Origin of the sequence: Brenneria corticis (assembly GCF_003115855.1) — a bacterium.
Lineage (GTDB): Bacteria > Pseudomonadota > Gammaproteobacteria > Enterobacterales > Enterobacteriaceae > Brenneria > Brenneria corticis.
The window spans coordinates 87,242-112,781 of the sequence record NZ_KZ819083.1 but is presented as its reverse complement, the minus strand read 5'-3'; the positions used below and the strand labels follow the sequence as shown (position 1 = coordinate 112,781).

Sequence of the window (25,540 nt, the reverse complement as noted above, 5' to 3'; positions counted from 1 at the left end):
TAGTGTTTTATACCCCTGTAAATCCACACCAGGGATCTTATTTATGAACGCCAATTTTAAAAACGAAATACAAACATTTGGACGCTCACTATTATTGCCCATTGCGGTATTGGCTCCCGTCGGGATGTTAATGGGTATTTGCAGCGCGTTGGGACAGGCCTATATGATCGATAAGCTGCCGTTTTTGGGCAATGCTTATTTTAAGGCGACGCTGTCGTCCGTAGGATCAATCAGCAGCGTGGTATTCCAAAATATTCCGCTGCTGTTCGCGATGGGCGTCGCCTACGGCATGTCGAAAAAAGAGAAAGGGATCGCGGTTTTTTCATCGGTGATTGCCTATCTGACGCTGCTGATCTCCATGCATGTCCATTTAAAACTGATGGGACAGCTGGTGGATAATAATATGGCTTTTGTCGGACAGGGCATGGTGCTGGGGATCCAGACGCTGAAGATAGAGGCGCTGGGGGGCATCATCGCCGGGCTATTGGCGGCCAAGGTCACCGACCGCTATTATCGCTTGCAATTGCCGCTGGCCTTTGCGTTTTTCAGCGGCAAAAAATCCGTGGCGATTTTATCCATCGCCTTTACCATCCCCGTCGGGCTGCTGATCCCGTTTATCTGGGACGTGTTTACCGCGGGGATGAAAAGTATTTCAACCGTGATGATGGCGCCGCATATTGGTTCGGGGATTTATATGACCCTAAACCGGCTGCTGATCCCGTTTGGATTGCACCATGTCCTGAGCTCCACCGTTCGCTTTACCGAGGCGGGCGGCACCTATCTGATCGACGGGCAAACCTATGTCGGTATTTTGCCGGCGATGAATAAAATTCTTTTTGAGCTGGGTCCGAACCATCCGGCGTGGAATGAATTTATGCCGACGCTATCGAGTTATCTGGCGTCGTCGCAAATGCTGACCACCTTATTCCGCGTGCCGGCCATCGGCCTGGCGATGTATCATATGGCGTATTTCAAAAATAAAAAGTTCGCCAAAGGGATGATATTGACCGTGGTGCTGACCGCTTTCCTCGGCAATATTACCGAACCGCTGGAATTCTCCTTCCTGTTTATCGCCCCGAAACTGTTTATTATCTATTCGATATTATGCGGATTATTAACCATACCGCTGCAAATATTAGACGTCTCCATTGGTTATATCCGCGGCACCATTTTCGACTTCGGTATTTTCGGCCTGATGTATGAAAATACCCACTGGGTAAATCTGATCGTGCTCGGCAGTATCAACTTTGTGGTGTTTTATTTCTTCTTCCGTTGGGCAATTGGCAAGTTTGATATCAAAACGCCCGGTCGTGAAAATGAGATGGCGGACAGCACGCTATTAAATAACAAGGAATATGACAAGGTAGCCCAGTTGGTGATTGAGGGATTGGGCGGTAAAAGCAATATCAAACGGGTGGAAAATTGCGTGTCCCGCCTGCGCGTCGACCTTCACGATCAAAAACTGTTACGGATGGCGTTGCTGAAAGAGTCGGGATCTCTGGGAACGTTTATTCCGTCCAGCAACCATATTCACGTTGTTTTCGGGCCGCACGTCGAGTTTGTCCGTAACGCGGTGGACGATGCTCTGGCTGGCAATAGCCAAGGTTAAGGGGAACAAACATGCGCGCACTGTATGATTCAAAAAGCAAAACCATTGACGATAAAGGGATGAAAAACCTGTTTACCCACCAGGCGAGGGTACAGTCATGGCTTGATATCGAAGCGGCGCTGGCGCTGGCGCAGGCCAAAGTGGGGATGATCCCCCAGAAGGCGGCGGAGAATATCGCCGCCAACTGCAAGCTGGAACGCATTGATTTGGCGGAGGTGGACCGTTTGTTGCAGCAGATCGGCCACGGTTTTGTGCCGGTGATAAAAGTGCTGGTCAACGCCTGCGACGCGGAAAGCGGAAAGTATGTGCACTACGGCGTAACGACGCAGAACATCCAGCAGACGGCGCAATTGTATCTCGTTAAGCGCTTCCATCAGCAACTGATGCAGTTTGTGGACAGCGTGCTGCTTAACCTGGCCCGGCTGGCGAAAACGCATAAAGACACCCTGATGGCGGGGCGCACGCATGGCAAACACGCGCTGCCCATTACCTATGGCTATAAAGTTTCGGTGTGGATTTATGAACTGCTCGGGGCGGTGGAACGGATGCAGGAAGCGGAGAAAAGGGTATTTACCGTGATGATGGGGGGGGCGGTCGGCGCGTTCCATGCCACCGGCGAGCCGGGCCGCCGGGTGCAGGACCTGGTGGCAGAAGCGCTAGGGATGTACGCCATGCCGGTCCCGTCGCGCAACGCTCAGGTGTTTCGCGCCGAGTACATCTCGAATCTGTGCCTGCTGGCCACCACGCTGCACAAAATCGCCGAAGAGGTGTACCAGACCTCCGGCGAAGAGTTCGGCGAGGTGTCCGAAGCCTTCGCCAAGGGGACGGTCGGCAGCAGCACCATGCCGCAGAAGGTCAATCCCAAGCTGGCGAAAGGGATTATCGCCAATGCGCAAAAACTGTACGCGGTGCTGACCTCCTCGCTCTATGTCTGCCCGCGGCCGTTTGAGGCGGATAGCTCCGCCTACTTTATTTTTGATGCCAATCTACAGGAAAGCATTGAATTGACGGCGGAAATTATTTTACGCGCCGAAGAGCTGACCCGCACGCTGGTGATCAACAAGCAGCGGATGCGACAAAATCTGGATTTGACCCATGGGTTGATCAACAGTGAAAAAATCATGATGAAGCTGGTGGAGGCGCTGGGTAAGGACCCGGCCCACGAACTGGTTTATCAGGTGGCGATGCGCAGCACCCATGAAGATATCGCCTACCGCGAGGCGCTGGCGAGCAACCCGGTTATTGCGGCGAACTTCTCGGCGCAGGAAATTGCCGACCTGCTGGATCCGGCGGCCTATACCGGGCTGTGCGCGGTACTGGCGGAAGAGATGGCCGAACGGGTTTTCAAGCGGGGAGTGTAACCCGGGGGGATTTTCCCTCGGGCAAATATCAAATAAAAAAATCGGGGTAGCGCTGTTCCAGCCAGCGGCGGCGCTGCCGTTGATCCATCTCCGCGGTTTCTTGCAGAAACTCATCAAGCGGAATTTTCTTTTTCGCGCGGGAAAGCCCTTGCTTGCTCAATAGGGCAATATCATCCCGGGTAAGGTAAAAATTCACCTTGATATAATCCAGCCGATAGTATTTCAGGTAGTTCGAGATTTTATTGGTGAAGGTAATCAATAGGTCGCAGGGTAACTGCTCAAGCCGCCGTAATTCATTAATATTGACGCAGTCGATAATCTCGATATGGAAATGGGATTTCAGCACCTCTTTAAAATAGCCCACTTTGCTTTCAGACGAATTGGTCACAATGATGACGCGCTTCTTCGGCTCGCTGTAGACCCGGTTTTGCAGCTCATATTTTTTCAGGATCAATACCAGCGTCGCCTGGTGAATGGGCGAAAACCTGGTGTGATAATGCTGCTCAATCGGGGCGGTCGCCTGACGGACGCCGCTATATAACGCGGCATAACGGGATTGAACGTCGTGCAGCTTTTTATCATCGAAATAAAGGTTGAATTTATTCTGCACGATGGCCGAATAAATAAACTGATACAGCTCGGAGAAAAACGCGTGGCTATTATGAATTTGCGCCCGCAATAAAGGCGACAGGTCGGCGCATAATTGCCGCACGTTCCGGATCAGCACCGGATCGTACACATTGAAAGGACGCCGGGTAAATGTGAGCGACGAAATCAGCAGGTTGAGAAACTGATTCTCATGGCGCTGTTCCAGCAGGGAAAAATCCAGCGACTGGATAAAATCAAGCTGGCTTTCGGATGGGATCGCATGGCCGCGCCGGTTGCGGTGCAGCGCAATACTCATATAGACCAGAAAATACTTCTTGCTGTTATAACCCAGCGGCACCAGCGGTTTCAGTCGCTGCCGGTAAAGCGTGGCGGCCCGCTCTATTTCAGGGGCGCACTGGGTTAAAAACTGCGCGGCGATGAATTTGTTTATCGGCTCATTGGCTTGATGGGGAACCAGACGGTGGTGCTCTCCGATTTCAACGGTTTTCAAAATAATCAGGCAGATGGCGATTCGCAGCAGGATTTCATCGCCCTCCAGTCGCGATCCCAGTTTGGGAATACCGGCGACGGTGAGTTTATTGGCCTGTAAAAAGCCGAGCAGCGCCTGATTATCATTTTTCAGCGTGGTCGGGCTGACGTGGAATTTGCGGTAATAGTCGCCTTTATTCACCACATCCTGTAAACACATCGCCACGCTTAACGCTTTGATGCGCTCTTCCGCGGTGGTGATATAACGGTTGAACGGGATATGGTCGAGAAAATCAATATATTCCCGATAGCTCATGGCGGAAATAATAAACTGATTATCAATATGCAGATGATAGGCGGGAGGAAGCCCCTCGTTGATCTCTTTCATCGTCCGTTTTAGCGTGGACAGGGTCTTGCCGAATTTGGTTATTACCTCGTCAATGGCCAGCGGACTGTGTTCCTGCACATATTTCAGAAAAGCGAGATCAAAGCTGTTCATTGTACGCTCATGCGGTGGATAGTTGGCGGTTACCGTTGGGTATAGGAAAGGGTAATTCACTGGGGATATTTTGCCCGATAACCGTCGATAAAAACCATGATGCAGGCCGGATAATAAGGATTTGTCCGCCGGAATCCGGGGGGCTTCCCGGATTCCGGCGAGGCGCTACACCTGAAACAACGCCATTGAGCGCGTAAGCTGCTGCGATTGCTCTTCCAGCGATTGGGTGGTGACCGAAAAGGATTTCACCAATTGGCTGTTTTGCTGCGCCGCCTTGTCGATCTGGTTGAAAGCGATATTGACCTGCTCAATGCCCCGGTACTGCTCCTGCGTCGCCTGGGAAATGTTTTTCATCAGTTGGGTGATGCGCATGATCGCCTCGTCCATTTCGTCCATGGTTTCGCCGGCGCGTGAAGCCAGATCCAGCCCCTCGGAAATTTTTGTCTGCGAGTCGGCGATCAGCGAGCGGATCTCTTTGGCCGCCTGGGCGCTGTTCTGCGCCAGATTGCGCACCTCCCCGGCCACCACGGCGAAGCCGCGCCCCTGTTCGCCCGCGCGGGCCGACTCCACCGAGGCGTTCAGCGCCAGGATATTGGTTTGGAAGGCGATGCCGTCAATCACGCCGAGAATATCGTTAATCCGTTTGGCGCTGGCGTCGATCTCCTGCATTTTTTCGATCACATAGCAGACGGACTCACTGCTGAGACCGCTGGTATCCGCCGCGCTGTTGGCAAGCTGGTGCGCCTGTTCCGCATGTTCGGCGTTGTTTTTCACCGTCGCGCTCAGCTGCTCCATGCTGGCGGCGGTTTGCTCCAGCGACGCGGCGGACTCTTCGGTACGCTGTGAAAGATGAATATTGCCTTCGAATAACTCGCGGCTGCCGCGATCGATGCTGCTACTGGCGTCCCGCACCTGGCTGACGGACTCCAGCAGCGCCCCCTGCATGCGGCCGATGGCGTCGTTGAGCCGCCCCAGTTCATTGTTGCCGCCCAGCATCAGGCGAGATGTCAGGTCGCCGGTGGCGACGCGCTCCAGTTGTTCAATGGCGTAATTCAGCGGCCGCAACAGCATATGCCGCAGCGCGCCCCAGGCCAGCGCAATCAGTAACACCGACAGCAGGCAGGAAACAGCGATAAGCAGCAGCATTAACCGCTCGTTGCGCGCCGATTGATCCAGCCCCTGTGCGGAGAGCTGTTGCGCGTGCAGACGGAAATTCCGAATGGATTGATCAAAGGCGTCGCTCAGCGGGCCGAGCTGTTTTTCGAGCACGTCGTAATATTCGTCGGTGTATTGTTTTTGCAGCGCGCTCAGCATCGGCGTCATGCCTTGCTCGAGATAATCCTGGTAGGTTTTCCGTATCGCCTGCGCCAGTTCATGCCGCTGGGTGCCGGGCTCTACGGACTCCAGGGCGCGAGCAATCTCTTGCTGCGACTGAAGCAGGTTGCTTTCCACTATTGCTGTCTCCTGCGTTCCCTCTTCAAGCCGCCCCATTTCAATTTTTCTCACCGCCAGCGTCGCCGACCCTCTGGCTCTCAGCGTCAGGTTATAGCCGTTCAGCAGGCTGCCGAGCTCGGTTCCCTGAATCTGGTTCAGCGCCAGCAGCGCCTGCCGGTCTTTTTTAATCGCCAGAATACCCATCGCGCTGACGACAAGCAGCAGCAGGGTGATTAATAACAATAATGTCAATAATCCGGCTCGAATGGAGATATTTTTCAGGCCCATGGTTTCCTTTTCCTTGTGTGTGCAGCATTAAAGAAACAGACGTCATAAAGCTCACGGCCTCGTTAAACCTCTTGTTTCTTTCGAGGCCATTCATCAAACAGAACATCACAGAAAATTCGGGATTAGTGCGGTGCGAGCATACCTGATGCCGATAAGGCAATAATAATATTAAATAGATAGGGCAACGCAGACCATCCGGGTAACCCGATTTATCATCCATCCGTTAAGGGGGCGCAGAACAGACGCCGAGCTTTAACTTCATCTTTTACGCTTCGCCTAAGTAAAAATCGGCTTATAAGCGCTAACCATTAGGGCAAGACGACGGATATTTGATTTTAGTTAAGCAGGTCGGGCCGCTATGCCTGTTCTGTACCGGCACGGTGGCCGTTTTAGATTAAGGAATATGGGAGATTCTGTTGTCTTGCCACTTGAAAAAACATAGTAATCATTACTATATTATTGACACGGGGACAGACCGGATGGAGCTAATGGATTTGGCGATATATACAACAAAGCTGTTTGACCGAAAAATGAAGAAGGAATACGTGACCGACGGTGATTTATGTCTGGCCGCGCTAGAAGTGATGAACGGTGACTTTGAGGCGGATTTAGGCGGAGGCGTATTAAAAAAGCGTCTGGCTCTACAGCTTGGTAAAAGTGGCGGCGCGAGATCCATCATCTTCTTCAAAAAAGGATGCGATGTGTTCTTTTTTGATGGCTGGAGAAAAAACCAAATTACCAAGAAAGGCGTGAAGGAAATTGAGGACGATGTACTAAAAACCTACAAAGACTTCGCAGCGGTTTTTCTCCAGTATGATGCGGCGACTATAGCCAGATTAAAGAAAGCAAAGCAATTAAGAGAGGTAAATTGCGATGGGTGCTAACCTGAAAGAGTTACAGGCGCTGGCGCAGGAACTGCACGAGCACGGCGCTATGCCAGACGAAACAATGTCCCGAATCAATGCCCGTGTCAGATCGCGCGAACTGCGTGAACGCATAGCCAAGGTTCATGTAATGACGGGGATTCAGATTAAATCCATGCGTGAACGTTATGGCATGTCGCAGTCAACGCTTGCTTATACGCTGGGTATGTCAGTTGAAAGCGTATCAAAGTGGGAGCGGGGAGAGATTCAACCTAGCGGCCCCGCATTGCGCATCCTCAATACGATTGATGCCAAAGGTCCGGAAGTCTTTGTGTTGTGATTTCTGTATGGGCTCAAAATTCCTTCTTCTCAATTGAGCCTGGGGAAAAGTCTTTATTTTTAACGCACAGTATCCGCTCTCCCTTTCATCGCTATATATCGGTTTTAGCGCTAAATAATTAGCCGTAGCGTTTGCGGCTGGTTTATCATCTGCGTAACAAGGTTACGCTTGTGCGTTCGGGATGCGCGCCCGGGATTCGTCCGGCGGTATTCCGACCGGTTTCTTCGGGGCGCCTGCGCGCGCCAGAAAACGATACCCAGAGGTATCCGAGGTTTATGTGCAGTTAACGAGTTTTACGGATTATGGCTTGCGGGCGCTGATATATATGGCATCGTTGCCCGGCGGGCAAATGACCAGCATTTCGGAAGTGACGGAAGTGTATGGCGTGTCGCGCAATCATATGGTCAAAATTATCAATCAGCTCAGCCGGGCCGGGTTCGTTATGGCCGTGCGCGGTAAAAATGGCGGGATCCGACTGGGAAAACCCGCCGAGTCCATCCGGATTGGCGATGTGGTGCGTAAGCTGGAGCCGCTCTCGTTAGTTAACTGTAGTCATGAATTTTGCCACATTACGCCGGCCTGCCGACTGAAACAGGTGCTCCAGCAGGCGGTGCAGAATTTCCTGCATGAGCTGGACCAATACACGCTGGCCGATTTGGTCAAAGAAAACCCACCACTTTACAAATTATTGTTGGTTGAATGAGATATGTTCAGCCTCCTGCTGATGACAACGGAGGAACCGCAATGTCACAAGATCCATTTCTGGAACGAGAAGCAGAAAAATATGAATCCCCCATCCCGAGCCGTGAATTCATTCTGGCGCATATCGCCAAGCGGGATACCCCGATTAAACGGGAAGAACTGGCCGCCGATCTGGAGTTAACCAGCGAAGAGCAACTCGAAGCATTGCGCCGCCGTCTGCGGGCGATGGAGCGCGACGGGCAGTTAATCTTTACCCGGCGCCAATGTTATGCCCTGCCGGAAAAGCTGGATCTGCTGCGCGGTACGGTGATCGGCCACCGCGACGGTTTCGGCTTCCTGCGCGTGGAGGGCCGTAAAGACGATCTTTACCTCTCCGCGGAAGAGATGAAGCGCGCCATTCACGGCGACGTGGTGCTGGCACAGCCGTTGGGAGAAGACCGCAAGGGGCGCCGCGAAGGCCGCATCGTGCGCGTGCTGGAGCCGCGCACCGGGCAGATCGTCGGGCGCTATTTCGTTGATGCCGGGGTCGGCTTTGTCGTCCCGGACGACAGCCGTCTGAGTTTCGACATTCTTATCCCGCAGGAAAATATCAACGGCGCCCGGATGGGCTTTGTGGTGGTGGTGGAACTGACCCAGCGCGCCACGCGCCGTACCAAAGCCATCGGGAAAATCGTCGAGATCCTCGGCGATAATATGGGCACCGGCCTGGCGGTGGACATCGCCCTGCGCACCCATGATATTCCCCATACCTGGCCGCCCCAGGTGGAAGAGCAGGTGAAAGACTTCGCCGAAGAGGTGCCGGAAGAAGCGAAAAAAGGCCGCGTCGACTTACGCAATCTGCCGCTGGTCACCATCGACGGCGAAGACGCCCGCGATTTCGATGACGCCGTCTACTGCGAGAAAAAACGCGGCGGCGGCTGGCGTCTGTGGGTGGCGATTGCCGACGTCAGCTATTATGTGCGCCCGAATACGCCGCTGGATCACGAAGCCCGCGCGCGCGGCACCTCGGTTTACTTTCCGTCGCAGGTGGTGCCGATGCTGCCGGAAGTGCTTTCCAACGGGCTATGTTCGCTCAACCCGCAGGTCGACCGCCTATGTATGGTGTGCGAGATGACCGTGTCGGGGCAGGGCAAGCTCACCTCGTACAAGTTTTATGAAGCGGTAATGCGTTCCCACGCCCGTCTGACCTACACCAAGGTGTGGAATATTCTGCTGGGCGACCAGGAGCTGCGCGCGCACTACCAACCGCTGGTGGGCGGTCTGGAAGAGCTGCATAAGATGTTCCGGGTGCTGGAGCGGGCGCGCGATATCCGCGGGGGCATCGCGTTTGAAACCGAAGAAGCGAAATTTATTTTCAACGCCGAGCGCCGCATCGAGCGGGTTGAAGCGGTGGTGCGCAACGACGCGCACAAGCTGATTGAAGAGTGCATGATCCTGGCTAATATCTCGGCGGCGAAATTTGTCGAGAAATATGAGGAGCCGGCCCTGTTCCGCGTGCACGATCGTCCCAGCGAAGATCACGTTCTGGCCTTGCGCAGCGTACTGGGCGAACTGGGGCTGACGCTAAAAGGCGGTATGAAGCCGCAACCGAAAGATTATGCCGATCTGATGCTGGAGATCGCCGGTCGCCCCGACCGTGAAATGCTGCAAACCATGCTGCTGCGTTCGATGAAGCAGGCGGTATACGACCCGGAAAACCGCGGACACTTCGGCCTGGCGTTAACCTCTTACGGCCACTTTACCTCGCCGATCCGCCGTTATCCCGACCTCTCGTTGCATCGCTCGATCAAGTACCTGCTGGGCGACCGCAAAGCGCGCTGGACGCCAACCGGCGGCTGGCACAGCGACCTAAACGAAATGCTGCAGCTGGGCATGCACTGTTCGCTGACCGAACGCCGCGCCGATGAGGCCACCCGCGACGTGGCGGACTGGCTGAAATGTGATTTTATGCAGGATCACGTGGGTGAGGTGTTCACCGGAATTATCGCCAGCGTCACCGGTTTCGGTTTCTTCGTGCGCCTCAAAGACCTGTTTATCGACGGGCTGGTGCACGTTTCCACGTTGGATAACGACTACTATCGCTATGATAATATCGGCCAGCGGCTGATCGGCGAGTCGCGCGGTCAGGTTTATCGTCTGGGCGACGAAGTGGAAATTCGTGTTGAAGCGGTCCATATGGACGAGCGCAATATCGACTTTGCGCTGGTCTCCAGCACCCGTAAACCGCGCGGCGAAGGGAAAACGGCCCGCGATCGGACCAAAAAGCCGGATAGCCGGGAAGCCAAACCGAGCCGTCGCCGGCGCAATGTCGCCAAGCCCGCGGCCAATTTTGAGCCTGATGCCGCTTTCCGTAAGGAAGACGAGCGCAAGGACAAACCGGCGAAGCCGAAAAAAAACGCCGATAAAACGCGCAAAAGCCCGGCGGCAACCAAGGCCAGACGCGCTAAGAAGAAGCCGGCCGAGTAATATTCACCGCGCCTGCTCCCTCCCCTGCGAAGGGGAGGGTTGGGGTGGGGTAGGACCCAAAAGATTGTCATCAATCTCCAACGGGCGGACGCCGCCCGTTTATGATTAATTTGAAGAGTAGCAATGAGCGAAATTATTTACGGTATTCACGCCGTCAAAGCGTTGCTGGAGCGCGATCCGCAACGCTTCCAGGAAGTTTTCATCCTCAAGGGGCGCGACGATCGTCGTTTGCAGCCGGTGATTGCCGAACTGGAAGCGCAGGGTATTGTGATTCAGCTGGCTAACCGTCAGTGGCTGGATAGTCAGGCCGAAGGAGCGGTGCATCAGGGTATTGTCGCCAAGGTCAAAGAGGGGCGGAAGTATCAGGAGAACGATCTGCCGTCCTTGCTCGAGGGGTTGGAGACGCCTTTTTTACTGGTGCTGGACGGCGTTACCGATCCGCACAATCTCGGCGCCTGTTTGCGTAACGCCGATGCGGCGGGAGTGCATGCGGTTATCGTGCCGCGCGATCGTTCGGCGCAGATGAACGCCACTGTGAAAAAGGTGGCCTGCGGCGCGGCGGAAAGCGTGCCGCTGATCGCCGTGACCAACCTGGCCCGCACGTTGCGACTGCTGCAGGAGCACAATATCTGGATCGTCGGCACGGCGGGCGAAGCCGACCATACGCTGTATCAAAGCAAGCTGACCGGACCGCTGGCGCTGGTGATGGGGGCTGAAGGCGAGGGAATGCGCCGCCTGACCCGCGAGCATTGCGACGAACTGATCGGCATCCCGATGGCGGGCAGCGTCTCTTCACTGAACGTTTCCGTCGCCACCGGCGTATGCCTGTTTGAAGCGGTGCGTCAGCGTAGTTGACGGCCAATCAGGCGTTTGCTTTGCCAGCGTCTGTCTCGGGCATCGGCGCCACGTTATATTCACCACCACGGTAACCTAAAGGAAATTTACGCCATGATTATTGTCAGCGCATTACTCGCTTTTGCCTCTTACTTTTTCATCGGGTTCGTCATGGTGCTGGCATTCCTGTTTATTTATACCCGCGTCACGCCGCATGACGAGTGGACGCTGATTAAGCAGAACAACGCCGCCGCCGCCGTCGGTTTCGCCGGCGCGCTGATCGGGTATGTGATTCCGCTGGCCAGCGCGGCGGTGAATTCGGTAAGCCTGGTTGACTACATCACCTGGGGGATAGTGGCGCTGGTGATCCAGCTTGTCATCTATGGCGCGGTGCGGCTGTATATGCCGGCTATCAGCCAGCGTATTCAGAATAATGAAGTGGCGTCCGGCGTTTTCCTGTGCACGGCCTCGCTGGGCGGCGGGATTCTGAACGCGGCCTGTATGACATACTGAGACCGGCGCCGACCGCGGTCGCCCTGATTTTCAGGAAAGCGGCATCAGCGGTATAGCACCGCGCGGGCGAACCAGACGCCGGGAAGCGTGGCGTGCTCGGATTTCAGCACGATGGTGTAGTAACGGGCGCCTTGCTCATCCGCCCGGCGCTGAATGGCCCGATCCGCGTCATCCGGGCTGCCGTTTACGCTGACGGACGCGGTGCCGATTTTTTGCAACGCGGCGGTTTGCGCGTAGGTAATCAGCTGCGCCCGTTCCGTCGGCGGCGGCGGGAAAGCCGGCGCGCCGGTCAGCGTGCCGCAGGCGGCGACGCATAGTGAGAAAATCGCCGCCAGTAAAGCTCTCAGCATGGTGCATTGCTCCATAACGTTTGTCAGCCTGATGAGTGTAGCGCGCTTTATCGCCATCCCGTAGGGATTTGTCCTCCGCCCGCGGTCGGGTTCAGAGGGATTTTATCAGCGCCGCATTGCCATGTTTGAGCTAAACCATTGCGAATTTGTTTTTAAAAAGAACGTCTTTTTGGTGCTATGGTGTTTTTCATCGGGCTTACGTTCAAATTGGGCGATGACAGGTAGAGAAAAAGTACATGGTTGAAATTTCACTGGATACCATTAACGGTATTAATGCTTTGCATGCGGTTCCCGGCGGAAAACACCATCTTCCCTTGCCAACTATTTTTTTCTTTCACGGTTACCTCTCCTCAAAAGAGGTCTACTCCTATTTTGGCTACGCGCTGGCCGAGGCCGGCTTCCGGGTGATTTTGCCGGATGCCGCCATGCACGGCGCCCGTTATGACGGCGATGACGCCCGGCGGCTGCACCATTTTTGGGACATTCTGCAGTCTAATATTCGTGAACTGCCCGGCTATGTGGAAGAGTATCGGCGGCGCGGGTTGATCGCCGACGAACGCATCGGCGTGTGCGGCGCTTCCCTGGGGGGCATGAGCGCGCTGGGGAGCATGGCGCGCTACCCCTGGATTTCCGCCGTGGCGGCCTTTATGGGATCGGGCTATTTTTCCACTCTGTCCCATGCGCTCTATCCCCCGGTGCCCGCCGACAGCGCGGGCGCCGATATTGCGCGCCGGCAACTGTCCGCCACGCTCGCCGAGTACGATGTTTCCCCCCGTCTGGCGGCCTTGGCCGATCGTCCCTTACTGCTATGGCACGGCGACGCGGACGATGTGGTGCCGGCGCGGGAGAGCGAGCGTTTATATCAGGCGCTGAAGGCAAGCGGTCAGGATGGCAATCTGACCTATCTGACCGAGGCGGGCGTGACGCACCGCATCACGCCGTTGGCGCTGCGGGCGGGGGTTGATTTTTTTCGCCGGCATCTGCCCGCGTAGGCGCAAAGCGTGGCGACGAATATCCACGGCGTTATGGATCCTTATCTGGTCGGGAGCTGAGTATGTATCAATCGATGGTGTTGTGGGGCGAACGGACGCGCGTACGGCTATTGCGCACCGCGGCGGTAATGGCGTTGTCGACGGCCGCGGCGTTGTTTGCCACGCTGGCGGCGGCCGCAGGCTTTGATCCTGAGGCCACCATTAAAATCGGCTCCCTGGCGGAACCGCAAAATCTGGACAATACCGCCGGCGCCGGGCAGGGAATCAACGAAGCGTTTAACGGCAATGTGTATGAGGCGCTGTTTCAACTGACCGATAAAGGCAGGGTGGAAAAGCAGCTGGTGACGGATTACCAGGTCAGCGAGGACGGCCTGGTGTATCGTTTTACGCTGCGTCCGGGCGTACGGTTTCATTCCGGGAAAACGCTGACGGCGGCGGATGTAAAATTCAGTATTCAACGGGTGCTGGCGCCGGAGTCGAAAAGCTCGCGCAAGAATAGCCTGAAAGCCATTGCCGGGATCGACACGCCGGACGACCGCACGGTGGTCGTCACGCTCTCTTCGCCTTCTATTTCGCTGGCGTACAACCTCAGCTACGTGTGGATTGTCAACGATCGGGCGACCAGCCTCACTACCCGTGAGGACGGCACCGGCCCTTATCAGTTACAAAACTGGCGGCGCGGTTCGGCGCTGGCGCTGAAGCGGTTTGACGGCTACCGGGGTGACAAGCCGACCAACGCCGGCGTGGTTTTTCAGTACTTTACCGACGCCTCGGCGCTGAACAATGCGTTGCTGACCGGCGCGGTCGATATCATTACCTCGGTGCAGAGCCCGGATTCGCTGGCGCAGTTTAAAGATAACCCGGCCTTTGCGGTGACGGAAGGCCATTCCACCACCAAGCTGTTGTTGGCCTACAACGACCGCGTTGCTCCTTTCAACGACGCCAATGTCCGCCGGGCGATTATTCGCGCTATCGATACCCGCAAGCTGCTGACCTCTATCTGGGGCGACTATGGCACGTTAATCGGCTCTTTTGTGCCGCCGACCGACCCCTGGTACGTGGATTTGACCGCGGTAAACGGCTATAACCCTCAGAGCGCGAAGGAGTTGTTGGCGAAAGCCGGTTACCCGGACGGCTTTACCTTTACGCTGGACACGCCGAACTACGATCCGCATCCCATCGTGGCGCAGTTTCTGCAAAACGAGCTGGCGAAGGTGGGGATCAAGATAAAAATCAACGTGATTACCGCCAATGAGTGGTACACGAAAATCTATAAGGCGCATAATTTCCAGGCGACGTTGCAGGAACATGTGAACCACCGCGACATCGTGTTTTATGGCGATCCCAATTTTTATTGGGGCTATGATAATCCGCAGGTTAGCGCGTTGATTAAAGAGGCGGAGCTGGCGTCCAGCGAAGAGGAACAGACGCGCAAGCTGACCGAAGCGAACCGCATCATCGCCGACGATGCGGCGAGCGGCTGGCTGTATCTCTATCCGCAAATCGTGGTGGCGGCCAATACCATCGACGGCTACCCGGTGAATGGCTTGAATGCGCAGTTTTTCGCATGGAATATCAAGAAGCGTCAGAGATGATGGCGACCCGCTCCCATGGCGGGCAGGGGCATTAAATTAAGGTTGGTTATCATTACTATGGCCGTTTATCTGCTCCGTCGCTCCATTATTCTGCTGTTGTCCGCCTTTATCGCCATCGGCGTGCTGTTCGTCCTGTTGCGCCTGCTGCCCGGCGATCCGGCCAATGCATTGGTTTCTATCGGGGCGGATCCGGAACAGATCGCCGCGGCGCGGCGTCAGGTGGGATCGGACCTTCCCGTGCTACAGCAGTTCCGGCGGTTCGTACACCAGCTGTGGCGTTTCGAGCTGGGTTCCTCGTTTGTCAGCGGCGTGCCGGTGGCCGATGAAATCCGCGCCCGGCTGACCATAACCCTGCCGCTCACGCTGCTTTCCTTTGCGCTGGCGATAGTGATTGCCGCGCCGCTGGGCATTATTGCGGCGGTAAAGGCTGAACGCTGGTACGGCGCGCTGATTTCGGTGGTCTCGCAGATCGGCATCGCGGTGCCGGTATTCTGGATCGGCATCCTGCTGGTAACGATTTTTGCCGTCAATCTGCGGCTATTCCCTTCCGCCGGGTTTCCCGCCGAGGGCTGGCAAGCTCTGCCGGCGGCGCTGCATAGTTTTATTCTGCCGGTGAGCACCATCGCGATCGTTATGTCGGCTTCCCTGTTACGCTACGTGCGTTCGGCTACCCAGGACGTGCTGGGGAGCGATTATCTGCGCACCGCGCGGGCGCTGGGGGCCAGTTTCCCGCAGGCGCTTATCAGGCACGGTATCCGCAATGGCGCAGTTCCGGTGATTGCCATCCTCGGCATTGAGCTCGCTTCAACCTTGCTGGGCGCGGTGGTGGTTGAGCAGGTGTTCGCGCTGCCCGGTCTGGGATCGATGCTGCTGCTGGGCATCGGCCAGCGGGATTATCCCAATGTGCAGGGCGTGTTGCTGGTTTCCACGCTGCTGGTGCTGCTGATTGGCTTTATCGCCGATGTGGCCCAACGCCTGATCGATCCGCGTTTACGCGGCGGCGCGTCGGGAACGGCGCCATGATTCTCCCGTCCCCTATTACCCGCAGGCGATGCGCCGCCTTTTCACCGACATTAATCCTGGGGATAGTGCTGGTGGGCATCCATATTATCGTCGCGCTGACTACCCTGTTCTGGACGCCCTATGACCCCACGGCGATGAGCGGCGGACGGCTGGCCGCGCCATCTATGGCGCACTGGGCCGGCACGGATAAACTGGGGCGGGATCTGTTTACCCAGATCATGATCGGCGGGCGTATCGCGTTGCAGGTGGGATGCGGCGCGGCGCTCGTCGGGCTGGCGATCGGCGTGCCCCTTGGCCTGCTGGCGGCGTTTGCCAGCCGTACGCTGGATGACGTGCTGGCGGTGACGCTGGATATTCTTATCGCTTTTCCCACGCTGCTGCTGGCGATGCTGATCGTGGCGGCCGGCGATGGCGCCAGCCTGGGGTCGGCCGTTATGGCGCTGGGGATCGCCATTTCCGCGATTGTGGCGCGCCTGACGCGCATTCTGGCGAAACGGGTGTTGCGCATGGACTATATTACCGCCGCTCGGACCTCGGGCACGTCGTGGGCCGGTATTGTGATGCGGCATATTTTACCGAATATCTGGCCGACGCTGTCGGTGAATATAGCCTTGCAGTTCGGTCTGGCGGTGATTGCCGAAGCCTCTTTGTCTTATCTGGGGCTTGGCGCGCCGCCGCCGGAGGCGTCCTGGGGACGGCTGTTGCAGGAGGCGCAGGGAACCCTATATAGCGCGCCTTTGGCGGCGATCGCCCCCGGCATCGCCCTGGTGACGCTGGTTATCGGCGTCAATTCGCTGGCGGATGGCCTCAGGACCGCGGCCGATGCCGCCCAGGGGAGACGCTGATGAACCCGTTGCTTCGCGTGGACGCGCTGTCGTTGCGCTCGGGCCGACAGACGCTGGTGTCGGATCTCTCCTTTACCATTGCGCCGGGAGAACGGGTGGGGTTAATCGGCGAGTCGGGATCGGGAAAATCACTTACCGCGCTGGCGGTTATCGGGCTGCTGCCGGCCGGGATTCAGGCGCAGGGGTCCGTGGTGCTGGCCGATCGGCAGGTCATCGGCGCCGGCGATCGGCAACTGACCCGGCTGCGGGGCGACGGCGTGGCAATGGTGTTTCAGGAGCCGCTGACCGCGCTGGATCCGTTGATGAAAATCGGCCGGCAGTTGGCGGAGCCGCTCAGGCGCCGAGCGCTGCGCGACGGGCGCGCGGCCGATCGCCGAACGGTGGAGCGCGAGGTGTTGAGCTGGCTCGAACGGGTGGCGCTGTCGCCGCCGCGGAGGATCGCCGCGGCCTGGCCGCATGAGCTGTCCGGCGGGCAGCGTCAGCGGGTGGCGATAGCCATGGCGCTGGCCTGCCGGCCGGCGCTGCTGATTGCGGATGAACCCACGACGGCGCTGGATGTGACCACTCAGGCGGATATTTTAGCGTTATTGACCGACCTGGTGCGGGAGCAAGGCTCCGCGCTGCTGTTTATCAGCCATGACCTGCCGGTAGTGGCGAAAGTCGCCGACGACGTGATGGTGATGAACAACGGGCATCTGGTCGAGCAGGGCGACCTGGCGACGGTATTCAGCCAGCCGAAAAATGGCTATACCCAAATGCTGGTCGCCACCGCGCGCGCGTTTGACAAGATACTGGGCGGTCCGTCATGAGCCTGATCGAGGTCAGCCACCTGGCCTTCGGCTACCACCGGGATCGGCGCATACTCAATGACGTTTCGCTGCAAATCCGGCGCGGGGTGAATGTCGGGATCGTCGGTGAGTCGGGATCGGGCAAAACCACCCTGCTGCGGCTCCTGCTGGGGTTGCTCAGGCCGTCGCAGGGGGAGATCCGCTTTAACGGCGCGCGGTTGGATCCCGCCAACCGGGCGTTTATGCGCGATTACCGCAAAGCGGTGCAGGTGGTCTTTCAGGATCCCTATTCGTCGCTGGATCCCCGCCAGCGGGTGCGGGATATCATCGCCGAACCTTTGCGCTCGCTGGGGATTCCCGGCCCGGTGGAGCCGAGGGTGCTGGAGGTCCTCAATGCGGTGGGGCTGGCGGAAGAGAGCCTCGATCGTTACCCGCACGCCTTTTCCGGCGGCCAGCGTCAGCGCATCGCCATTGCCCGGGCGATAGTTTCCCGTCCGGCGGTGCTGCTGGCCGATGAAGCCGTCAGCGCGCTCGATTTGGCGACCAAACTCCGCATTGTGGAACTGCTGAAAACCTTATCGCATAGCCTTACGCTGGCGCTGGTATCGCACGATCTGAGCGTGGTGGCCGCGCTGTGCGAAGAGATGGTGATCGTGGAGCGCGGCCGCATTGTGGAGAGCGGCCGGGTGGAGGATATTCTCGCCGCGCCGCGCCATGCGTATACGCAAAAGCTGTTGGCCAGCATCCCGCGCATGCCGCGTTGAAGAGGACGGCGCCTGTGAGAATTGGCGACCCAGCGTGCCGGCCTGGCGCGGTTCGGCCTGTCTGATAATATCCGCCGTCGCCGCTTGTGTTCTCCCGCCGGGAACACTATACTTACGCGTCATTTTTTCAGCCGCACACATACACACGTTCCTTGCTTCCATGGGCCGCGGTTGACCCTGACAGGAGGCTGAATAATCCGTAAGGAGCAATTCGATGCGTCATTACGAAATCGTTTTTATGGTTCATCCTGACCAAAGCGAACAGGTTCCAGGCATGATCGAACGCTATACCGGCGCCATCACGGCGGCGGAAGGTACGATCCACCGTCTGGAAGACTGGGGCCGCCGTCAACTGGCTTACCCGATCAACAAACTGCACAAGGCTCACTACGTTCTGCTGAACGTTGAAGCGCCGCAGATCGTTATCGACGAGCTGGAAACAAACTTCCGCTTCAACGACGCCGTTATCCGCAGCATGATTATGCGCGTTAAACACGCGGTAACCGAAGCATCTCCGATGGTTAAAGCGAAAGACGAACGCCGTGAGCGTCGTGAAGATTTCGCAGAAGCCGGCGATGATACGGATGCTGGGGATTCTGAAGAGTAATTGTGGTGACGACCAATCGTCTGGTGTTGTCGGGCACGGTGTGCAAGACCCCCATTCGTAAAGTCAGTCCTTCGGGTATTCCTCACTGCCAGTTTGTGCTCGAGCACCGATCGGCGCAGGAGGAAGCCGGATTCAACCGGCAAGCATGGTGTCGTATGCCCGTGATTGTCAGTGGACCAACGTCACAAGCATTTACCCACAGTATAACGGTCGGCACGCAACTCACCGTACAGGGGTTTATTAGCTGCCATCAAGGGCGCAATGGCCTGAGTAAAATAGTATTGCATGCCGAGCAGATTGAATTGATAGATTCTGGAGACTAGCCAAATGGCACGTTATTTCCGTCGTCGCAAGTTCTGCCGTTTCACCGCGGAAGGCGTTGTAGAGATCGACTATAAAGACATCGCTACGCTGAAAAACTATATCACTGAAAGCGGCAAGATTGTTCCGAGCCGTATTACCGGTACTCGTGCAAAATACCAGCGTCAGCTGGCTCGCGCTATCAAGCGTGCGCGTTACTTGTCTTTGTTGCCGTACACTGATCGTCATCAGTAATCGGCCACTGTCCATTAACGAGACTTTGAGAGGATAAGGTAATGCAAGTTATTCTGCTTGATAAAGTAGCAAACCTGGGCAGCCTGGGTGATCAGGTAAACGTCAAAGCGGGCTATGCTCGCAACTTCCTGGTTCCGCAGGGCAAAGCCGTGCCGGCAACCAAGAAAAACGTTGAGTTCTTCGAAGCGCGTCGCGCGGAACTGGAAGCCAAACTGGCCGACGTTCTGTCTGCCGCCGAAGCTCGCGCCGCCAAGATCAAAGAACTGGGCAGCGTTACCATCGCGTCTAAAGCGGGCGACGAAGGTAAACTGTTCGGCTCCATCGGTACTCGCGATATCGCTGATGCGGTAACCGCGGCCGGTGTTGACGTTGCGAAGAGCGAAGTTCGCCTGCCGAACGGCGTTCTGCGTATTCTGGGCGAGCACGAAGTAAGCTTCCAGGTACACAGCGATGTGTTCGCTACGCTGAATGTGGTTGTTGTTGCTGAAGCGTAATTGCTGACAGTGACGAGTAAAACGCCGGCCTTGTGCCGGCGTTTTGCATTTTCGGGACCGGGAAATCAGCGGGCGCGGGTAAAGGCGCCGTCGGCGTTGCGGGTGAACCTGACGACCTGATTATCGGTGGTTTCTATTTCCAGCACCGCCACCGTGCCCTGCGCGTTCAACTGCAATTTGACCGCCTGACCGGCCCGCAGATTGCTGAGCGGTTTGTCGTTGCCTTCCACCTGAGCCATGGCGAAAACGTCGCCGACCGGCAGATTGTTGTCGCGAAACAGCTGCGCCAGCGTCTGGCCGGAGGCGATCTGATAGCTGCGCCAGGGCGTCGGCGTATTCTGCGGCGGGGGCTGCACCGGCGGGGCTGCGGGCGGTTGTTGCGCCGCCGGCCGGTTTTCGATCATTTCCGCCCGGATGGGAGCATTATCATCCGCCTGTTCCGCCGGCGCGGAAACCGTGCGCGGCGCCTGGGTCTGGGGCGGGCTGTAAGGCCATAGCAATAGCGCCAGCAGTAGCGCGATAGCAACTAAAATCCAGCGGCGATGGAACAGCGGAAGGGGTTCCATCCAACGATAATGGTCGGGCAGATGCCAGATTTTTCGCAACGAGGTCTTAATGCGCTGCCCGGATGACGGCGGCGATTGGGGATCCTCCACCGTTTCATCCTCGGCGCGCTCGGGTTGCCGATGAATAAAACGCTGGCAGCGGCGTAATAACGCTTGATAACCCCAGGTAACTTTCCGCTTCCTGGGCGCAATTCTGCCCATGGTGACCTCTCTTGCAACGGTATATAAATGGAAACAGGTTAGTATATCGGTAACAAGCGGATAATAACCAGCTAACTCTTTGATGCTTAAGGAAACAGAAGTACAGAATGTTCTGAATTTCCAGTATAGGCCAGTGAGCCGGAATTACCCCATCGATCGGCAGATAAAAGTTATTCATCCGCACACAGGATTTTACCCTAATCTCCGGCGCTGTTATGCTGCGCTTTCGGTTTTTTACAGTTTAAAAGGAACATGCATGACAACCCCTTCTTTTGATAGCGTCGAGGCGCAGGCAAGTTACGGCATCGGTTTACAGGTGGGTCAACAGCTACAGGAATCTGGTCTGGAAGGGTTGATCCCGGAAGCCCTGGTCTCCGGTTTGCGCGATGCGCTGGAAGGCAATGTGCCGGCGGTCCCGGTGGATGTGGTTCACCGCGCCCTGCGCGAGGTGCATGAACGCGCCGACGCCGTGCGCCGCGAGCGTCAGCAGACGCTCGCGGTGGAAGGACAGCAGTTCCTGGCGGAGAATGCGCAGAAAGAGGGCGTGAGCAGCACCGAATCAGGCTTGCAGTTCCGCGTGCTGACTCAGGGCGACGGAGAGATCCCGTCTCGTCAGGATCGGGTGCGCGTTCATTATACCGGCCGCCTGATTGACGGCAGCGTGTTTGATAGCTCGGTCGAACGCGGCCAGCCCGCCGAATTCCCGGTCAGCGGGGTGATCCCCGGCTGGATTGAAGCCTTGACCCTGATGCCGGTCGGCTCCAAGTGGGAGCTGTATATCCCCCACAATCTGGCCTATGGCGAACGCGGCGCCGGCGCGTCTATTCCGCCGTTCAGCGCCCTGATTTTCGAAGTCGAGCTGCTGGAAATTCTGTAAGCTCGCTTAATGCCATAACGGGAAAGGCGCTCGCTGAGCGCCTTTTGAGTTTGCTGACAAACCCACCCTCGAATACCCCCACCGGTCATCCCCGGCAATCACCTCCGTCATCCCTGCGTCCGTAGGCAGGGATCTGCTTTCGCAAGCGGTTCGGTATTGCTGAGATCCCCGCCTGCGCGGGGATGACGGATTTAGAGTGCGGGGATGACGGATTTGGCGTCGCTATTACCAATAGCTACTTTTTCAGATCAATGCGCGCTGTTGCGCCGCTCAAGGGATTGGGAAATGGCCTGTAGCAAATCCGGCACATCCATTTTGGGCAACACCACTTCAATCAGCGCCAGGAGGGGCCGCCGGTTTATTTCATCCAGGGTTTCAGCCAGCTGCGATGGCGAATTTATTTGCCGGGCGAGAATATTATCGCGGTCGCCGCCCAGTGCGGCGGGCAGCTGCGTCCAGTTCCAGGCGGCGATGTCATTATAGCGCTGCTGCGGGCCGTGTATCGCCCGCTCGACGGTATACCCCTGATTGTTGAGTACAAAGATCGCGATCTGAAGATCGTAGCGGATGATGGAGCCCAGTTCCTGTGCCGAGAGCTGGAACGAGCCGTCGCCGATCAGCAGCACGACCCGGCGAGCCGGAGCCGCCATTTGCGCGCCGAAAGCGGCGGGCAGCGTATAGCCGATAGATGCCCATAGTGACTGAACGATAAACAGGCAATCTTGCGGCAGCCGCAGGGAGGCGGAGCCAAAGCAGGCCGTTCCCTGTTCGGCGACGATGATATCGCCGGGGCGGAGGAACCCCTGAATTTGCCGCCAAAACCCGCGTTGATCCAGCGTATCTTTTTCATTGGAGGCCAGGAGAGCCGGCGGGGCAATCGCCGGGTGTTGCCAGCGGGATGAAAGCGTGGATGTTATCTTCTCCAGGACTTCGATTGCGGCCAGCATCGGGATATTGGAAAAGGTTTTATGCCCCACGCGGGCGGCGAAAGGCTGAATATCGATACTTTTTTCAACGGGAATATGCTGGCTGAATCCGGCGGTAATGGTATCGGCAAAGCGGACGCCGACGCAGACGATCGCATCGGCATCTTCAATCAGCGATCTTATGTTCTCATCGCTGGCGCTGCCCGCATAGGTGCCGGTAAAGCAGGGATGTTGTTCGTTCAACGTGCTTTTACCCATCAGCAGGGTCGAGTGCGGGAAAGGCGTATGATCCAGCCAGCGTTGCAGCGCGCCGGCGGCGCCGAAGCGTTCGGCAAGAAAATCCGCCAGCAGCGATACTGAATTGGCCGTACCGAGCATGGCCGTCGCCGCGGCGATGAATGCTTGCAGAGAGGCGTCAGAGCACGCCGGCTCTGCTATCGGCAAGGGGTAGGGACGATTTTCCGTTGCCGCGGCGGCCACATCCAGCGGCAGCAATAAGTAAACCGGCCGGTGGAGGCGCAGCGCTTCTCCCACCACCCGATCGATCTCCACGGTTGCGTTGGCGACGGTAAGCGCGGCGCAGGCGGCGGTGACCTCTGCCGCCATGCGCAGAAAGTGGCCGAAATCGCCGTCTCCCAACGAGTGGTGCAGCAACTCGCCTTTGCGCTGCGCCAGGAGATTGGGGGCGAAGGCGATATGAATAACCGGTACGTATTCGGCGTAACTGCCGGCAATGCCGTTGATCGCACTGAGTTCGCCGACGCCAAAGGTGGTCAGCAGGGCGGCGGCGGGTTTGCAGCGCGCATATCCATCGGCGGCATAGGCGGCATTCAGTTCGTTGGCGCAGCCAACCCATGCGATCTGCTTATGGTTAATCACGCAATCGAGAAATTGCAGATTGTAATCGCCCGGTACGCCAAAAAGGTGTCTGATGCCGATTTGAGCAAGACGATCCAGTAAATAATCGCCTATCGTATAGCCGTTAAGCATTGTTTTCCCCCATGGGTAAGCGTATTACCTACAGGCAAGTATTGGCGATATCTTAAAAAATTCTAATGTTTAACCGGTGCGAAAAATGGCAACCAGGCGTTACATTCGCAGAAATACCGCCTGCCAGGCGGCGTTTCTGATTATTTTTTCTAATGAATAGAGTGGTTAGCGTTGATCGAGCAGCGGCCGGTAATGATGCACCTGACGCATCGCCACCAGATCCTTGCGCCTGACGGCGTTCGTCGGCACCGGGCTGCCCGCCAACGAAGCGGTATCGACGGTCAGGGTCGCGATGCCCGGCTCCTGCCACAGCACCCGTTCATGCCGCGGGAAGACGAAGGTTTCCGGTCCGAATATCCCGCTGTATCCGCCGCGCTGGCGGCGCGGGTCCAGGCTGTTGGCAAAGGCCAGATAGACATTGTTTTCACCGGCGCGGGTGCGCAACAAATGCCAGTGCAGCGGATCGGCTCCCACCGGGATCGGGTAATTTTGCGCAACCTGGCTGCCGCCGTGGCCGCTGACGAAACCGCCGCCGAGCGCGGCCGAACAGGCCACGATGTCGCAGCCCATCAGGGTGAGAATACGGCCTGACTCGGGAAACAACGCGTCATTGCCCGACAGCAGGCCCAGGCGCCCCAGCGGCGTATCGAATACGCCCCACCGTTCGCCGGCCGTCGCCCACGACTGATGGGCCAGGGGCAGATGAATCTGGCGGTAGCTGCCGATCATCCCTTCCGGCCCCAGCAGTACCTGGGTGTTGTAGTATTTCTCTTCCTGCTGTTCCGCCATGCCGACCACCAGATAAACCCGCAGCGTCATGGCCAGCTGGATCAATGACCGCAGCGCCGGGGCGTCCGGCGTCTGAGCGTTGGTTTGCGGCGCGCGATGGCCGGTCAGCGCCATTTCGGGAAACACCACCAGTTCGCTTTGTTGCCGGTCGACCGCCTCCTGCGTCAGCGCCGCGATCTGGGCGAGATTGTCCTCAACGCTATCGGCGGGGGAGAACTGGCAGACGGTAATACGGCTCTGTTTGCCCGCCGGCAGGGGATGATGACCGTAAAGACCGAAAAAGTCCGCCGGGTTCCACAGAAAGCTGTCGCTAAGCAGCGCGTGGTACTCCTGCGGCCGCCGCTGGGCGAACACCGGCTCGCCCAATACCTGACGCCGGCGGCTGAGCCGCACGTCAATCTCGCCGTAGGCAATGCCGTCTCCGTTATCCACCACGTCTAGGATCGCGCCGTCCGGGGCGATAATCCCGCTGCCGCCGCTGAACTGCACGCCGCGCTCCAGCCCCCAGCGGTTGCTTTCCAGCAGATAGCAGCTGTTTTCCATGGCGCGGCTGATCCAGTAGGGGGCCGGGGCGCGTTCCGCCAGCCAGTTGCTGACGTGACAGATGATATCCGCCCCCGCCAGCGCCAGCAGTCTGGCGGTTTCGGGGAAATGGATATCCATGCAGATCAGTATGCCGATCTTGCCGAGCGGCGTATCAAACACCTGATGCCCGACGTCGCCCGCCGCCGCCCACTTGGGTTCGGAAATATAGGGGTGGCTTTTGCGGTGGCGGCCGATCACCCCCTGCGGGCCGATCAGCAGCGCGCTGTTGTAATACAGTTGGCTTTCCGCATCCACTTCCGGCATCCCCAGCACGATATGGCACTGATAGCGCCGCGCCAGTTCGCTAAAACGCGCCGACGTTGCGCCGGGCACGGTTTCCACCTGGTCGGCGATCTCCCGGCGGTCATACCAGCAGTAGCCGGTTGTCGCCATCTCCGGCGTGGTGATCAGTTTGGCCCCCTGGCGGGCGGCCTGTTCCACCAGATCCAGCAGGCGGGCGATATTCTCTTCTTTGGCGAACATCGCCGGTTCGAACTGGACGGCGGCGGCGAGAAAAGGAGCTGTTGACATGGCGAATCCTTACTGACGGTTAATGTTGCCGTGACGACCGGCGCAAGCGGCGGCGCGGCAGGAAAAATAAACCCGT

25 protein-coding genes are annotated in these 25,540 nt (G+C 57.4%); 19 read left to right on the top strand and 6 right to left on the bottom strand.

Annotated elements, in window-relative coordinates; genetic code table 11:
* Positions 1–43: 43 nt before the first annotated feature.
* Positions 44–1,609 carry a PTS transporter subunit EIIC gene (locus DDT56_RS14920; RefSeq protein ID WP_136167228.1) on the top strand — a complete coding sequence of 522 codons (1,566 nt, stop codon included), beginning with the start codon at positions 44–46 and terminating at the stop codon, positions 1,607–1,609.
* 11 nt (positions 1,610–1,620) lie between these two features.
* Entirely contained in the window at positions 1,621–2,970 is a 1,350-nt protein-coding gene (locus DDT56_RS14915) for a class-II fumarase/aspartase family protein (RefSeq protein ID WP_136167227.1), read from the top strand.
* Positions 2,971–2,998: 28 nt separating this feature from the next.
* Here the strand turns inward: DDT56_RS14915 and DDT56_RS14910 are convergent, their stop codons facing one another.
* Both DDT56_RS14910 and DDT56_RS14905 read right to left on the bottom strand, forming a co-directional pair.
* Positions 2,999–4,546, bottom strand: a complete 1,548-nt coding sequence (locus DDT56_RS14910; RefSeq protein WP_136167226.1) for a BglG family transcription antiterminator — start codon at positions 4,544–4,546, stop codon at positions 2,999–3,001.
* A 165-nt stretch (positions 4,547–4,711) separates the two neighbouring features.
* The gene (locus tag DDT56_RS14905) at positions 4,712–6,268 is read right to left on the bottom strand and encodes a methyl-accepting chemotaxis protein (RefSeq protein WP_136167225.1); all 1,557 of its coding nucleotides are present in this window, start codon (positions 6,266–6,268) and stop codon (positions 4,712–4,714) included.
* A 488-nt stretch (positions 6,269–6,756) separates the two neighbouring features.
* Between DDT56_RS14905 and DDT56_RS14900 the strand changes: the two genes are divergently transcribed.
* The 6 genes from DDT56_RS14900 (at position 6,757) to DDT56_RS14875 (ending at position 11,986) form a co-directional block, all read left to right on the top strand.
* Positions 6,757–7,152, top strand: a complete 396-nt coding sequence (locus DDT56_RS14900; protein ID WP_136167224.1) for a type II toxin-antitoxin system RelE/ParE family toxin — start codon at positions 6,757–6,759, stop codon at positions 7,150–7,152.
* A complete protein-coding gene (locus DDT56_RS14895) occupies positions 7,142–7,471 on the top strand; it encodes a helix-turn-helix domain-containing protein (RefSeq protein WP_009111543.1) in 330 nt (109 codons plus the stop codon). Before DDT56_RS14900 ends, DDT56_RS14895 begins: the two co-directional genes overlap by 11 nt.
* A gap of 277 nt (positions 7,472–7,748) precedes the next feature.
* Positions 7,749–8,174: a nitric oxide-sensing transcriptional repressor NsrR gene (gene nsrR, locus DDT56_RS14890; RefSeq protein WP_136167223.1), complete on the top strand. Its 426-nt coding sequence runs from the start codon at positions 7,749–7,751 to the stop codon at positions 8,172–8,174.
* 41 nt (positions 8,175–8,215) lie between these two features.
* Positions 8,216–10,639 carry a ribonuclease R gene (gene rnr, locus DDT56_RS14885; protein ID WP_136167222.1) on the top strand — a complete coding sequence of 808 codons (2,424 nt, stop codon included), beginning with the start codon at positions 8,216–8,218 and terminating at the stop codon, positions 10,637–10,639.
* Positions 10,640–10,762: 123 nt separating this feature from the next.
* On the top strand, positions 10,763–11,494 hold the full coding sequence (gene rlmB, locus DDT56_RS14880) for a 23S rRNA (guanosine(2251)-2'-O)-methyltransferase RlmB (protein ID WP_136167221.1): 732 nt from the start codon (positions 10,763–10,765) through the stop codon (positions 11,492–11,494).
* Between the two features lie 93 nt (positions 11,495–11,587).
* Entirely contained in the window at positions 11,588–11,986 is a 399-nt protein-coding gene (locus tag DDT56_RS14875; RefSeq protein WP_136167220.1) for a DUF350 domain-containing protein, read from the top strand.
* Between the two features lie 44 nt (positions 11,987–12,030).
* Here the strand turns inward: DDT56_RS14875 and bsmA are convergent, their stop codons facing one another.
* Entirely contained in the window at positions 12,031–12,336 is a 306-nt protein-coding gene (bsmA, locus tag DDT56_RS14870; protein ID WP_136167219.1) for a biofilm peroxide resistance protein BsmA, read from the bottom strand.
* Between the two features lie 236 nt (positions 12,337–12,572).
* Here bsmA and yjfP point away from each other — a divergent pair, with 236 nt between their 5' ends.
* The 10 genes from yjfP to rplI all read left to right on the top strand — a co-directional run bounded on the left by yjfP (position 12,573) and on the right by rplI (position 19,999).
* Positions 12,573–13,328 carry an esterase gene (yjfP, locus tag DDT56_RS14865; protein ID WP_136167218.1) on the top strand — a complete coding sequence of 252 codons (756 nt, stop codon included), beginning with the start codon at positions 12,573–12,575 and terminating at the stop codon, positions 13,326–13,328.
* A 62-nt stretch (positions 13,329–13,390) separates the two neighbouring features.
* Complete coding sequence (locus DDT56_RS14860; protein WP_136167217.1) at positions 13,391–14,923, top strand: ABC transporter substrate-binding protein; 1,533 nt, start codon at positions 13,391–13,393, stop codon at positions 14,921–14,923.
* A 57-nt stretch (positions 14,924–14,980) separates the two neighbouring features.
* Complete coding sequence (locus DDT56_RS14855) at positions 14,981–15,946, top strand: ABC transporter permease (protein WP_136167216.1); 966 nt, start codon at positions 14,981–14,983, stop codon at positions 15,944–15,946.
* Positions 15,943–16,791, top strand: coding sequence for an ABC transporter permease (locus DDT56_RS14850; RefSeq protein WP_136167215.1), 849 nt, complete (start codon positions 15,943–15,945; stop codon positions 16,789–16,791). The genes DDT56_RS14855 and DDT56_RS14850 overlap by 4 nt, the downstream gene beginning before the upstream one ends.
* The gene (locus DDT56_RS14845) at positions 16,791–17,600 is read left to right on the top strand and encodes an ATP-binding cassette domain-containing protein (protein WP_136167214.1); all 810 of its coding nucleotides are present in this window, start codon (positions 16,791–16,793) and stop codon (positions 17,598–17,600) included. Before DDT56_RS14850 ends, DDT56_RS14845 begins: the two co-directional genes overlap by 1 nt.
* Entirely contained in the window at positions 17,597–18,343 is a 747-nt protein-coding gene (locus tag DDT56_RS14840) for an ABC transporter ATP-binding protein (RefSeq protein WP_136167213.1), read from the top strand. The genes DDT56_RS14845 and DDT56_RS14840 overlap by 4 nt, the downstream gene beginning before the upstream one ends.
* Positions 18,344–18,557: 214 nt before the next feature.
* Entirely contained in the window at positions 18,558–18,950 is a 393-nt protein-coding gene (gene rpsF / locus DDT56_RS14835) for a 30S ribosomal protein S6 (RefSeq protein ID WP_136167212.1), read from the top strand.
* Positions 18,951–18,952: 2 nt separating this feature from the next.
* Positions 18,953–19,273 (top strand): primosomal replication protein N, encoded by a 321-nt coding sequence (gene priB / locus DDT56_RS14830; RefSeq protein WP_009111556.1) that lies wholly within the window; start codon positions 18,953–18,955, stop codon positions 19,271–19,273.
* 4 nt (positions 19,274–19,277) lie between these two features.
* Positions 19,278–19,505, top strand: coding sequence for a 30S ribosomal protein S18 (gene rpsR / locus DDT56_RS14825; RefSeq protein WP_005974788.1), 228 nt, complete (start codon positions 19,278–19,280; stop codon positions 19,503–19,505).
* 41 nt (positions 19,506–19,546) lie between these two features.
* Positions 19,547–19,999, top strand: coding sequence for a 50S ribosomal protein L9 (gene rplI, locus DDT56_RS14820; RefSeq protein WP_136167211.1), 453 nt, complete (start codon positions 19,547–19,549; stop codon positions 19,997–19,999).
* Between the two features lie 65 nt (positions 20,000–20,064).
* Here the strand turns inward: rplI and DDT56_RS14815 are convergent, their stop codons facing one another.
* On the bottom strand, positions 20,065–20,766 hold the full coding sequence (locus DDT56_RS14815; protein WP_136167210.1) for a LysM-like peptidoglycan-binding domain-containing protein: 702 nt from the start codon (positions 20,764–20,766) through the stop codon (positions 20,065–20,067).
* 256 nt (positions 20,767–21,022) lie between these two features.
* On the opposite strand from DDT56_RS14815, the gene fklB reads away from it, so the two are divergent.
* Entirely contained in the window at positions 21,023–21,643 is a 621-nt protein-coding gene (gene fklB, locus DDT56_RS14810) for a BamJ family beta-barrel-assembly machinery protein (RefSeq protein ID WP_136167209.1), read from the top strand.
* A 248-nt stretch (positions 21,644–21,891) separates the two neighbouring features.
* Here fklB and DDT56_RS14805 read toward each other — a convergent pair whose 3' ends face one another.
* Positions 21,892–23,559, bottom strand: coding sequence for an alpha-keto acid decarboxylase family protein (locus DDT56_RS14805; RefSeq protein WP_136167208.1), 1,668 nt, complete (start codon positions 23,557–23,559; stop codon positions 21,892–21,894).
* Between the two features lie 165 nt (positions 23,560–23,724).
* The gene (locus DDT56_RS14800; RefSeq protein ID WP_136167207.1) at positions 23,725–25,464 is read right to left on the bottom strand and encodes a nitrilase-related carbon-nitrogen hydrolase; all 1,740 of its coding nucleotides are present in this window, start codon (positions 25,462–25,464) and stop codon (positions 23,725–23,727) included.
* Positions 25,465–25,540 lie beyond the last annotated feature (76 nt).